Origin of the sequence: uncultured Castellaniella sp. (assembly GCF_937988725.1) — a bacterium.
Taxonomy (GTDB): Bacteria; Pseudomonadota; Gammaproteobacteria; order Burkholderiales; family Burkholderiaceae_B; genus Castellaniella.
On the sequence record NZ_CALKHS010000009.1, the window covers coordinates 488,680 to 501,185 of the forward strand.

A 12,506-nucleotide genomic window follows, 5' to 3' on the forward strand; every position below is an offset into this window, starting at 1 on the left:
TCAGAGCGGCGCGAGCGGCGCCACGGCTTCCGGAATCACCGGCCCGGACCCCGGCTGCGGATGGGCAAGAGCATCCTGCGCCCGCGACAGTTCGCGCCGCAGCCGGTTGATCTCGCGGCGCCGGCGCAGCACGGCGGAAAACGCCACCAGCAGGCCGAAGACGACCCCCAGCACGAAGGCAACCAGCATCACCACGATCAGCGGCACCTGATGCAGCACCTGGTCGGCAAAGAAGCCCACGTCCACCGGCGCCGTGTTTTTCAGGGCAAACAAAAGCACGATGATGAAAATCACCAGGCGCAGCAACCACACCAGATAGCGCATATGCCAAGCTCCTTGAAAGGGAATGCCAACATTGTAAAGGGAAAAAAAAGCGGCCCGGCGGCAAAAGAAAAAGCGGCCCGAGGGCCGCTTCGAATTCATCCGGTCAGGGATTATTCGTTGAAGTAATGCATCTGATACAAGTCGGCCACCGTGGCGGGCTCTTCGGCGTCGGCCGCGGCGGGCCCCTGGTCCACGCGCTCGCGCAATTCCTTGCCGGGCTTGAAGTGCGGCACCAGCTTCGCCGGCACCAGCACTTTTTCGCCCGATTTCGGATTGCGTCCGACCCGCGGCTGACGCTGCGACAGCGAGAAGCTGCCGAAGCCGCGGATTTCGATGCGCTGACCCTGGGCCAGCGCATCGGCCATCGCGTCCAACACCGTCTTGACTGCCAGGTCCATGTCGCGGATCGCCAATTGAGGATAGCGCCCCGCCAACATGGTGATGAGCTCGGACTTGGTCAGGCCAGGCATCAGTTATCGCGCTGCTGGTCGAGCTTGGCCTTCAGCAGGGCGCCCAGGTTGGTGGTGCCCGACGAAGCGCTGGCTTCGGTCATGCGCTGGATGGTTTCAGCCGTTTCAGCATTGTCGCGGGCCTTGATCGACAACTGGATCGAACGCGCCTTGCGGTCGATGTTGATGATCATGGCTTCGACCTGGTCGCCGGCGTGCAGCACCGTGGTGGCGTCTTCGACGCGGCCAGCGGAGATCTCGGAGGCGCGCAGGTAGCCTTCGACGTCCACGGACAGCGTCACGACGGCGCCCTTGGGCTCGACGGACTTGATCGTGCCGGTCAGGACGGCGCCCTTGTCGTAGGTGGCGACGAAGTTGTTGAACGGATCGCCTTCCAGTTGCTTGACGCCCAGGGAGATGCGTTCCTTGTCGGTGTCGATGCCCAGGACCACGGCGTCGATCTCGTCGCCCTTCTTGAAGTTGCGCACGGCTTCTTCGCCGGTTTCGGTCCAGGAGATGTCGGACAGGTGCACCAGCCCATCGATGCCGCCGGGCAGGCCGACGAACACGCCGAAGTCGGTGATGGACTTGATCGCGCCATGGACCTTGTCGCCACGCTTGAAGTTGGCGGCGAAGTCTTCCCAGGGATTCGGGCGGCACTGCTTCATGCCCAGCGAGATGCGGCGGCGGTCTTCGTCGATTTCCAGGACCATGACTTCGACTTCTTCGCCCAGGGTCACGACCTTGCGCGGATCGACGTTCTTGTTGGTCCAGTCCATTTCGGACACGTGCACCAGGCCTTCGATGCCGGCTTCGACTTCAACGAACGCGCCGTAGTCGGTCAGGTTCGTGACCTTGCCGAACAGGCGGGTGCCTTGCGGGTAGCGGCGGCCCAGGCCGATCCAGGGATCTTCGCCCAGTTGCTTGACGCCCAGCGAGACGCGCTGTTTTTCCTGGTCGAACTTGAGGACCTTGGCTTCGATTTCCTGGCCGACGGACAGGACTTCGGAGGGATGGCGGACACGGCGCCAGGCCATGTCGGTGATGTGCAGCAGGCCGTCGATACCGCCCAGATCCACGAACGCGCCGTAGTCGGTGATGTTCTTGACGATGCCCTTGATGATGGCGCCTTCGTGCAGGTTTTCCAGCAGCTTTTCGCGTTCCTCGCCCATGCTGGCTTCGAGCACGGCACGACGCGACAGCACGACGTTGTTGCGCTTGCGGTCGAGCTTGATGACCTTGAATTCCAGGGTCTTGCCTTCATAAGGCGTGGTGTCCTTGACGGGACGCAGGTCGACCAGCGAACCTGGCAGGAAGGCGCGGATGCCGTTGGTCATGACCGTCAGGCCGCCCTTGACCTTGCCGGTGATGGTGCCGTTGACCAGTTCGCCGGATTCCAGGGCCTGTTCGAGCTGCAGCCAGGCCGACAGGCGCTTGGCGCGGTCGCGCGACAGGATGGTGTCGCCATAGCCGTTTTCCAGGGAATCGATGGCCACGGAGACGAAATCGCCGTCCTGGACTTCGAGTTCGCCCTGATCGTTCAGGAATTCTTCCAGGGGAATGTAGGCTTCGGACTTCAGGCCTGCATTGACCACGACGAAATTGTGGTCGACGCGCACGACTTCGGCCGAAATGACCTCGCCGGAGCGCATGTTCTGATCTTTGATGCTGGCGGCAAACAGATCGGCAAAGCTTTCGCCGCCCAATGCGGCTTCGGTGGTAACGGTGGACATGAACTATTGATCCATATGCCCCGAAGGGCAATCATGACACGCCAGGACGAACCCGGCGGAGTGAACAAAAATCCCGCGCGACGGCGGCCGGAATCCCGGCCATTTCCATCAGGCAGGCCCATGTGCCGATCCCGGCTTGCGCCAGAGATCAAGCACCTGATCGACGACCTGGTCCACCCCGGCATGGGATGAATCGATCGTCACGGCGTCTGCGGCCGCCACAAGCGGCGCATGCGCCCGATCACGATCGCGTGCATCACGCGACCGAAGATCATTCAAAAGGTCGTCTAGGTTAGCAGAAATTCCCTTGTCCCTCAACTGCTTATGGCGTCTTTCCGCCCGCACGCCAACCGCCGCGTCCAGAAAGATTTTGAGGGGTGCATCGGGGAAAACCACCGTGCCCATGTCGCGGCCGTCGGCCACCAGCCCCGGCGCCCGGCGGAAGTCGCGCTGGCGCGCCAGCAGCGCCGCGCGCACGGCGGGCAAGGCGGCGATCTTCGAGGCCAGGTTGCCGATGGCTTCCTGGCGGATGATCTGCGTGACGTCCCGGCCGTCCAGGCGGATGACCCCGGCCCCGAACTGGACGTCCAGCTGTCGGGCGAGCCCGGCCGCCTGCGATTCGTCGCTGCCATCCCCCCCGGCCTGGCGCACCGCCAGCGCGGTCAGGCGATACAGCGCGCCGCTGTCCAGGGCATGCCAGCCCAGACGGTCGGCCACGCGCTGGGCGATGGTGCCCTTGCCCGACGCGGTTGGCCCGTCGATGGTGATGACGGGAATGGCGGAAACGTCCCGCCCGGAGGAAGTGGAAGTCATGCGTCGCCTCAAGCCTGCAGCAGATGCCGGAAATCCCGGAAATAGTCCGGATAGGTCTTGGCCACGCAGTCCGGGTCCAGGATCGTGACCGGCACGGGCCCGAAGGCCGCCAGCGAGAAGCACATGGCCATCCGATGGTCGTCGTACGTGCCGATCCGGGCCTCGCGCCACTGATCGGCCGCCAGCGGATGGACGGTCAGGCTGTCGGCGTCGGATTCCACCCGCGCCCCCAGCCGGGCCAGTTCGGCATGCATGGCGGCGATCCGGTCGGTTTCCTTGACCCGCCAGCTGGCGATGTTGCGCAAGCGGCACGGCCCGTCGGCATACAGGGCCAGCACCGCGGCCGTCATGGCCGCGTCGGGAATCAGATTGAAGTCGCGGTCGAAGGCCTTCAGCCGCCCGCCCTGCGCCGCGACCGGGCCCTGCACGACCAGCGCATCGGCCTCGCGGCGCACGTCCGCGCCCATGTCCTGGACCACGTCGGCAAAGGCAAGGTCACCCTGAATGCTGTCGGCGCCCACCCCCTGGATGCGGACCGGCCCGCCGGCGACGGCTCCCAGGCCCAGGAAGTACGAGGCGGACGAGGCGTCGCCTTCGACCGCATAGCGGCCGGGGCTGCGATAGCGCGCCCCGGCCGGGATGGTGAACCGCTCCCAGCCGTCGCGCTCCACCGCCACGCCGAAGCGGGCCATCAGATTCAGCGTGATCAGGATGTACGGTTTGGAAATCAGGGGGCCGTCGAGTTCGATGACCACGTCCCGCCCCATCCGGCCGGCGGCGATCGGGGCCGCCATCAGCAAGGCGGTCAGGAACTGGCTGGACACCGAGCCCCGCACCCGGATGGGCCGGTCCGGATGCAGGCTGCCCGGCGCGATCCGCAGCGGCGGATAGCCGTCGCGAGCTTCATACGCGAGCTCGCATCCCATCCCCCGCAAGGCATCGACCAGGTCGCCGATGGGCCGCTCGTGCATGCGGGGCACGCCCGACAGGCGATAATCGCCCCCCATGACGGCCAGGGCGGCGGTCAGCGGCCGGAACGCCGTGCCGGCATTGCCCAGGAACAGGTCGGCCCGGCGCTGCGGCCATGCGGCCGCCCCGGCGACGCGCACCCGCCCGTCGCCATCGTCCTGAAGATCCACCCCCAGCGCCCGCAGGGCCGCCTTCATGACCCGCGTGTCGTCGGAGTCCAGCAGCCCGGTGAGCGTCGTCTCGCCCTCGGCCAGCGCCGCCAGCAGCAGCGCGCGGTTGGAAATGCTTTTGGAGCCCGGCAGGGTCACGGCTCCCGCCGCCCGCACGGACGGCGGCAGGGTCAGGAATGGCGTGCGTTCAGTCATGATGTGGGATTGCGCCCGCCCCAGAACCGGCGGGCCAGCGCCGCTTGTTCGAGCAGGGTTTCAAGGGTTTCGGGATGAGCGTCGTCGTCCAGGGCGGCTCGCCAGGCATCCAGCACCTGGGTGAAATCGTCGAGTTCCTGCAGAACGGCGGCGCGATTGGAAAAAAAGATGTCCCGCCAGACTTCGGGGGAGCCCGCCGCGATCCGGGTGAAATCCCGGAATCCGGTGCCCGCCAGGCTGAGCCGGGTGTCGGCGTCGTCGGCCCGCACCACCTGGGCCATGAAGGCCGCCGCTAGAAAATGCGGCAGGTGGCTGACGCAGCCCAGCGCCCGGTCGTGCGCGGCGGGATCCATCAGATGGACCCGCGCGCCGGTGGCTTCCCAGATGCGGATCAGACGGTGCTGGTCGGCGCCGGGGGTGTCCTCGAACGGGGTCAGCACGACCTTGCGGCCGTGATACAGCAGGGGGTCGGCGGCTTCCGGCCCGGTCATCTCGGACCCGGCGATCGGGTGTCCGGGAATGAACTGCGCGCAGCGGTCGCCCAGCACATCCCGCGCCAGGCGCGCCACGTCGGATTTGGTGCTGCCGGCGTCCGTCACCAGGGTCCGCGCGCGCAGATGCGGCGCCAGCGCCTGCAGGATGCCGGCCATCGCTCCCACGGGCGTCGCCAGGAAGATCAGATCGGCCCGGGCGGCGGCCTGCGGCAGCGTGGCGATCTCGTCGATCAGGCCCAGTTCGCGGGCCCGCTGCAGGGACGCCGGCTGGCGCCCCACCCCCAACACGCGCCCCACCTGCCCCACCCGGCGCAAGGCGGCCGCGAACGAGCCGCCGATCAGGCCGGTGCCCACCACGGCCAGCACCGGCACCAGGGGGTCGGGGACGCTGCTCATGACTGCAGGATGTCGGTCAGCGCCTGGATGAAGCGGGTGTTTTCCTGGGGCAGGCCGATGCTGACGCGCAGATGCCGCGGCAGGCCGTCGCCCGCCACCGGACGCACGATGATGCCCCGGCGCAGGAGCTCGCCGTGCACCCGGGCGGCATCGCCGACCTCGACCAGGACGAAGTTGCTGTGGCTGGGCACGTATTCCAGGCCCAGCGCCGCGAAGGCGTCCTGCAGCTGGATCCGCCCGTCGCGGTTCAGGGTGTAGGTCCGGGCCAGGAAATCCGTATCCGCCAGGGCCACCCGCGCGGCCAGCTGGGCCAGCGCATTGACGTTGAAGGGTTGGCGCACGCGGTTCAGCAGGTCGGTCAGCGCCGGCTGCGCCAGGGCATAGCCCACCCGCAGCCCCGCCAGGCCGTAGGCCTTGGAAAAGGTGCGGGTCACGATGAGATTGGCATATTCCCGCACCCAGAGGGCGCTGTCGGCGCGCTCGTCGGGGTCCAGGTAATCGTCGTACGCCTCGTCCAGCAGGACGGTGACGCGGTCCCCGTGGCGGTCCCGGACGGCATCCAGGAAGGCCCGCACCTGGGCCGGCGGCACGTGCGTGCCGGTGGGATTGTTGGGGTTGGCGATGAACACCAGCCGGGTGTCCTCGGCGATGGCGTCCAGCATGGCCGGCAGGTCATGCCCGTAATCGCGGGCGGGAACCTGGATGTGGCGCGCGCCCCGCGCCTGGGTGCTCAGGCGGTACACCGTGAAGGCATGCGCCGCGTAGACGGCGGACGTGCCCTCGTCGAGCAAGGCCAGCGAGGCCAGTTCCAGCAGGTCGTTGGAGCCGTTGCCCAGGGTGATCCAGGCGGGCGGCACGCCGTGATGGGCGGCCAGCACGGTCTTCAGGTCGAAGCCGTTGGGATCGGGATAACGCCCCTGCAGGCTGCCGGCCGCCTGGCTGAGGGCTTCCCGCACGCGGCCGGAACAGCCCAGCGGGTTCTCGTTGGACGCCAGCTTGATGATGCCGGCCGGATCCAGGCCGAATTCGCGGGCCAGTTCTTCGATGGGCTTGCCGGGCTGATAGGGTGCGATTGCCCGGACGTGTTCCGGAGCCAGGGGCTGAGTCATGACGGAATTACCTCATTGCCGGGGATAGGAGCCCAGGATCTTGAAAAAGGCCACCTGCTGGCGCAATTCGGCCAGGGCCTGCCGCACGGGTTCGTCCTGGTGATGCCCCAGCAGATCCACGTAGAAATAGTATTCCCACTGGCCGGTGCGGGCCGGCCGGGATTCGAACCGGGTCATGGACACGTCGTGGCGCGACAAGGGCGCCAGCATTTCATAGACCGCGCCGGCGCGGTTGGGCACCGCCAGGATCAGGCTGGTCTTGTCGCGGCCGGTCGGCCCGGCATCCCGCGCCCCGACCGCCACGAAGCGGGTCTGGTTCTGGGGATCGTCCTGGATGCCGCTGGCCACGGCGCTCAGCCCCCAGGCGGCGGCGGCCGCGTCCCCGGCGATCGCCGCACAGGAGGGGTCTTCCGCCGCCATGCGGGCCGCCTGCGCATTGCTGGCGACCGGCACGCGTTCCAGCCCCGGATGGTTGCGGCTCAGCCAGGCCTGGCACTGGGCCAGCGCCTGAGGATGCCCCAGCACCCGGCGCACGCCTTCCAGGCCGCCCGTGAGCGTCAGCAGATTGTGATGGATGCGGATGGTGCGCTCGCCCAGCACCTTGAGCGAGGCATTCAGCAGCAGGTCCAGGCTGCGGTTGACGGCGCCTTCCGTGGAGTTTTCCACCGGCACCATGCCGACGTCGGCCTGGCCGGCCTCGACGGAGCGAAAGACCTCGTCGAAGGATTCGCAGCGCAGGCCCTTGATCGCCTGGCCGAAATGCTCGTAGGCGGCCTGTTCCGAAAACGAACCCTGCGGCCCCAGAAAGGCCACGGTCAGGACGCTTTCCAGACCCCGACAGGCGGAAATCACCTGCCCCCAGATGGCCGCCACGGCCGCTTCCGGCAGCGGCCCGCCGTTGATAGTCTGCAGGCGCCGGATGATAAGGGCCTCGCGCTCGGGCTTCAGGATGGGGCCGGCGGCGTCGAAGCGCTTCTTGACGTCGCCCACCTGCAGGGCCGCCTGGGCGCGCTGGTTCAGCAGGACCAGGATCTGCTCATCCAGCGCATCGATGCGCGCCCGCAGCGGTTCCAGGCTGGCCTGCAGATCCGGTTCAGCCATGACGCGCCTCGAAGTCCCGCAGGAACCCGATCAGCGCCTGGACGCCCTCGAAGGGCATGGCGTTGTACAGAGACGCCCGCATGCCGCCCACCGCCTTGTGACCCTTCAGGGCCAGCAGCCCGGCGGCTTCCGACTCGGCCAGGAAGGCGGCGTTCAGCGATTCGTCGCGCAGGAAGAAGGGCACGTTCATGCGCGACCGCACGGCGGGATGAATGCGGCTTTCATACAGCGCGGAGCCATCCAGATAGTCGTACAGGGCGCCGGACTTGCGCGCGCTAGCGGCGTCCATGGCGGCCACCCCGCCGTTCTTCAGCAGCCATTTGAAGACCAGGCCGGCCATGTAGATGGCGAAGGTCGGCGGCGTGTTGAACATGGACTGGGCGCCCGCCACCGGGGCGTAGTCGAAGACCGAGGGGCAATGCGGCAACGCATGGCCGATCAGGTCCTTGCGCACGAACACCAGGGTCACGCCCGCCGGGCCGGCGTTCTTCTGGGCGCCGGCGTAGACCACGCCCAGGCGCGAAAAATCGATGGGCCGCGACAGGATGTTCGAGGACATGTCGGCCACCAGCGGCACGTCGGGAGCGCCCAGGCCGGCCATGTCCGGCATGACGGACTGCTCGACGCCGCCGATGGTTTCATTGGCGCACAGGTGCAGATACGCTGCGTCGGGGCGCACCCGCCACTGATCCTGGGCGGGCAGCCAGCACCAGGGGCCGTAGGTCCGGCCATCCAGGTCGGCGGAGGATTCGGCCGTGGCCGCCACGGCGATGTCGCCATAGCGCCCGGCCTCGTTGAAGGACTTCCGCGCCCAATGGCCGCTGAGCACGTAATCGGCCCGGCCTTTGCCGTCCCGGCCGATCAGGTTCAGCGGGATCAGGGCGTTCTGCGCCGAAGCGCCGCCCTGCATGAACAACACCTCGAAGTCGTCCGGCACGGCCAGCAAGGCGCGCAGGTCGGCCTCGGCCTCGTCGCGGATGCGGCTGTAGTGCTTGCCCCGGTGGCTCATCTCCATGACCGACGTGCCGCTGCCCTGCCAGTCGCACAGGTCGGCGGCGGCCTGCTGCAGCACTTCCAAAGGCATGGTCGAGGGACCTGCGGCGAAATTCCAGGGGCGGTTCATGAAGGGTCCTTAGGAGAAGGGGAAGCCTCGGGCGCGGCATCGTCCGCGGGCGCATCGCCCGCCGGGCCGGCATCGCCGTCATTCGTTTCGGCAGCATCGGCCTCGTCGTCCGCATCGCTTTCGGCCACGCGGCGCACCCCGATCAGTCGGCTGTCTTCATCCACGTTGATCAGCGTCACCCCCTGGGTGGCCCGCCCCATCTCGCGGATTTCCGAGACCCGGGTGCGCACCAGCACGCCGCTGGTGGTGATCAGCATGATCTCGTCTTCGGGCTGCACCAGCACGGCGCTGACGACCTTGCCGTTGCGGGCCGAGGTCTGGATGGCGATCATGCCCTTGGTGCCGCGCCCGTGGCGCGTGTATTCGACGATGGAGGTGCGCTTGCCGTAGCCGTTCTCGGTGGCGGTCAGCACGCTCTGGGTTTCGTCTTCGGCGACCAGCAGGGCGATGACGGTCTGGCCGTCTTCCAGGGACATGCCCCGCACCCCGCGCGCCGTGCGGCCCATGGGACGGACGTCGTTCTCGTCGAAGCGCACGGCCTTGCCGGCGTCGGAGAACAGCATGACGTCATGCTCGCCATCGGTCAGCTCGGCGCCGATCAGGTAATCGCCCTCGTCCAGGCCGACGGCGATGATGCCCGCCTTGCGGGGGTTGGAGAAATCGGACAGCGGCGTCTTCTTGACCGTGCCGCGCGAGGTGGCCATGAAGACGTAGTGGTCGTCGCTGAAGGCCTTGACCGTCAGCACGGCGGTGATGGTCTCGCCGTCGACCAGCGGGAACATGTTGACGATGGGCCGGCCGCGCGAATTGCGCGAGCCCTGCGGAACTTCCCAGACCTTCAGCCAGTAGACCCGGCCGCGATCCGAGAAGCACAGCAGGAAGTCGTGCGTATTGGCGATGAAGAGCTGGTCGACCCAGTCGTCTTCCTTCATGGTGGTGGCCTGCTTGCCCCGCCCGCCGCGCTTCTGCGCCCGGTATTCGGACAGCGGCTGGCTCTTGATGTAGCCGCTGCGCGAGAGCGTCACCACCATGTCCATGGGGGTGATCAGGTCTTCGGTTTCGAGCTCGGTGGCGTTGAATTCGATCTCGGAGCGCCGCGGATCGCTGCCGGGCGCGGAGAATTCCGCGCGGATGGCCTGCAGTTCCTCGCCGATGATGGTCGTGACGCGTTCCGGACGCGCCAGGATGTCCAGCAGATCGGCGATGGTGTCCATGATCTCGCGGTATTCGCCGACGATCTTGTCCTGTTCCAGGCCCGTCAGGCGCTGCAGGCGCATGTTCAGGATTTCCTGGGCCTGGACTTCGGACAGGCGGTACTGGCCGTCGGCCTGCAGGCCGAACTGGGGTTCCAGGCCGTCCGGACGATACGCGGCCCGCCCGCCGGACGCCACATTGTCGTCGGCGCGCGACAACATTTCCCGCACCAGGGAAGAATCCCAGCTGCGTTCCATCAGGGCCTGGCGCGCCACGGGCGGCGTGGGGGCGGCCTTGATGATGGCGATGAAGTCGTCGATGTTGGCCAGCGCCACGGCCAGGCCTTCCAGCACGTGGCCGCGTTCGCGAGCCTTGCGCAACTGGAAGATGGTGCGGCGAGTGACGACTTCGCGGCGGTGCTGCAGGAAGTACTGCACCATCTGCTTGAGATTCAGCAGGCGCGGCTGGCCGTCGACCAGCGCCACCATGTTCATGCCGAAGGTTTCCTGCAGCTGGGTGTTCTTGTACAGATTGTTGAGGACGACTTCCGGGACTTCGCCGCGCTTCAGTTCGATCACCAGGCGCATGCCGTCCTTGTCCGATTCGTCGCGGATGTCGGAAATGCCGTCGATCTTCTTTTCGTTGACCAGTTCGGCAATGCGTTCCTGCAGGGATTTCTTGTTCACCTGATAGGGGATCGCATCGACGACGATGGCCTGGCGGTTGCCGTGCGGCAGGTCTTCGAAGTGGGCCTTGGCCCGCATGATCACGCGCCCGCGCCCGGTGCGATAGCCTTCCCGCACGCCCGACATGCCGTAGATGATGCCGCCCGTGGGAAAGTCGGGCGCCGGGATGCGTTCGATGAGTTCATCGATGGTGCAGTCGGGATTGCGCAGGCAGTACAGGCAGCCTTCGACGACTTCGGACAGATTGTGCGGCGGAATGTTCGTGGCCATGCCCACCGCGATCCCGGCGCTGCCGTTGACCAGCAGGTTGGGCAGGCGCGAGGGCAGCAGCAGGGGTTCCTGTTCGCTGCCGTCGTAGTTGGGACCGAAGTCGACCGTGTCCTGATCGATGTCGGCCAGCAGTTCGTGGGCGATCTTCGCCAGGCGGACTTCGGTGTAACGCATGGCCGCGGCGTTGTCGCCATCGACGGAGCCGAAGTTGCCCTGCCCGTCGACCAGCATGTAGCGCAGGGAGAAGTCCTGCGCCATGCGCACGATGGTGTCGTAGACGGCCGAATCGCCGTGCGGGTGATATTTACCGATGACGTCGCCGACGATGCGGGCGGACTTCTTGTACGCCCGGTTCCAGTCGTTGTTCAGTTCGTGCATGGCAAACAGCACGCGCCGGTGCACGGGCTTCAAGCCGTCCCGGACATCGGGCAGGGCCCGCCCCACGATCACGCTCATGGCGTAATCCAGGTAGCTGCGCCGCATTTCGTCTTCGAGCGAAATGGGCAGGGTCTCTTTAGCGAAGGATTCCATGTATATGTCCGAAACCGATAGGCGTCAAACCGCCCGGAGCAATCGGTGATTCTATCATCCGCACTGCGAGGCCAGCGCCTTGCGGCCGACGGCGGCGGGCAGGCGGCCGGATCCGATCCGGCGCGGGCCAGCGTTGCAAAAAGCCCACAGCCTGCCCCCCCTGGCCCGGACAAATTGCCCCCAGAGTACCGGGCAAGGCCATCAAACCTTAACCCGGGCGGGGAAAATGCCTTAAGATTTCGGCTAACACGCACCAAACCCAGCGCAATTGATAGTTTTCCAACTGGACATTGCTATACTGGAAATGTTCTTTCGAGATGCGGCGGGGGTTCGCTGCGGTCACTTTCAAGCATCATGCTCAAACGAGGAGAAACATGAATAAACCCTCCAAAATCGCTATTGGACTCGCCATTGCTGCCATGGCTGCCATGGGTACCGCGTCGGCTTCCGACAACTGGACCAACGTTGATGGCCACGTCTGGAAAGACGCCAGCGGCGAAAACTGCTGGCGCGATGCATTCTGGACGCCGGCCACCGCTGCCGAAGGCTGCGGCAAGCCCGTCGCCGAAGCGCCTGTCGTCGCCCCGACCGCCAGCAAGGTCGTCCTGAACGCCGACACCTTCTTCGACTTCGACAAGTCCACCATCAAGCCCGAAGGCCGTCAGGTCCTGGATCAGGTCGCCCAGCAAGCCGGCACCATCAATCTGGAAACCATCATCGCCGTCGGCCACACCGACTCCATCGGTACCGAAGCCTACAACCAGAAGCTGTCCGAGCGCCGTGCCAACTCGGTCAAGCAATACCTGGTCAGCAAGGGCGTCGCCGCTGATCGCATCTACGCCGAAGGCAAGGGCGAACTGCAACCGGTCGCGTCCAACAAGACCCGCGAAGGCCGCGCTCAGAACCGTCGCGTGGAAATCGAAATCGTCGGCACCCGCAAGTAATTCCG

At 66.6% G+C, this 12,506-nt stretch carries 11 protein-coding genes; 1 reads left to right on the plus strand and 10 read right to left on the minus strand.

The window, feature by feature from the left end:
* The 10 genes from Q0263_RS09845 to gyrA form a co-directional block, all read right to left on the minus strand.
* The gene (locus Q0263_RS09845; protein ID WP_298015594.1) at window positions 1-324 is read right to left on the minus strand and encodes a lipopolysaccharide assembly protein LapA domain-containing protein; all 324 of its coding nucleotides are present in this window, start codon (window positions 322-324) and stop codon (window positions 1-3) included.
* Between the two features lie 110 nt (window positions 325-434).
* Complete coding sequence (locus Q0263_RS09850) at window positions 435-785, minus strand: integration host factor subunit beta (RefSeq protein ID WP_298015699.1); 351 nt, start codon at window positions 783-785, stop codon at window positions 435-437.
* Window positions 786-793: 8 nt separating this feature from the next.
* Window positions 794-2,506: a 30S ribosomal protein S1 gene (gene rpsA, locus Q0263_RS09855; protein WP_298015595.1), complete on the minus strand. Its 1,713-nt coding sequence runs from the start codon at window positions 2,504-2,506 to the stop codon at window positions 794-796.
* A 108-nt stretch (window positions 2,507-2,614) separates the two neighbouring features.
* Window positions 2,615-3,319, minus strand: coding sequence for a (d)CMP kinase (cmk, locus tag Q0263_RS09860; protein ID WP_298015596.1), 705 nt, complete (start codon window positions 3,317-3,319; stop codon window positions 2,615-2,617).
* Between the two features lie 8 nt (window positions 3,320-3,327).
* Window positions 3,328-4,653 (minus strand): 3-phosphoshikimate 1-carboxyvinyltransferase, encoded by a 1,326-nt coding sequence (gene aroA, locus Q0263_RS09865; RefSeq protein ID WP_298015597.1) that lies wholly within the window; start codon window positions 4,651-4,653, stop codon window positions 3,328-3,330.
* Window positions 4,650-5,543: a prephenate dehydrogenase/arogenate dehydrogenase family protein gene (locus Q0263_RS09870; protein ID WP_298015598.1), complete on the minus strand. Its 894-nt coding sequence runs from the start codon at window positions 5,541-5,543 to the stop codon at window positions 4,650-4,652. The genes aroA and Q0263_RS09870 overlap by 4 nt, the downstream gene beginning before the upstream one ends.
* A complete protein-coding gene (gene hisC / locus Q0263_RS09875; RefSeq protein WP_298015599.1) occupies window positions 5,540-6,652 on the minus strand; it encodes a histidinol-phosphate transaminase in 1,113 nt (370 codons plus the stop codon). Before hisC ends, Q0263_RS09870 begins: the two co-directional genes overlap by 4 nt.
* 12 nt (window positions 6,653-6,664) lie before the next feature.
* The gene (gene pheA / locus Q0263_RS09880) at window positions 6,665-7,753 is read right to left on the minus strand and encodes a prephenate dehydratase (RefSeq protein WP_298015600.1); all 1,089 of its coding nucleotides are present in this window, start codon (window positions 7,751-7,753) and stop codon (window positions 6,665-6,667) included.
* On the minus strand, window positions 7,746-8,876 hold the full coding sequence (gene serC / locus Q0263_RS09885) for a 3-phosphoserine/phosphohydroxythreonine transaminase (RefSeq protein WP_298015601.1): 1,131 nt from the start codon (window positions 8,874-8,876) through the stop codon (window positions 7,746-7,748). Before serC ends, pheA begins: the two co-directional genes overlap by 8 nt.
* Window positions 8,873-11,557, minus strand: coding sequence for a DNA gyrase subunit A (gene gyrA / locus Q0263_RS09890; RefSeq protein ID WP_298015602.1), 2,685 nt, complete (start codon window positions 11,555-11,557; stop codon window positions 8,873-8,875). The genes serC and gyrA overlap by 4 nt, the downstream gene beginning before the upstream one ends.
* Window positions 11,558-11,931: 374 nt before the next feature.
* Between gyrA and ompA the strand changes: the two genes are divergently transcribed.
* The gene (gene ompA / locus Q0263_RS09895; protein ID WP_298015603.1) at window positions 11,932-12,501 is read left to right on the plus strand and encodes an outer membrane protein OmpA; all 570 of its coding nucleotides are present in this window, start codon (window positions 11,932-11,934) and stop codon (window positions 12,499-12,501) included.
* Window positions 12,502-12,506: the final 5 nt, after the last annotated feature.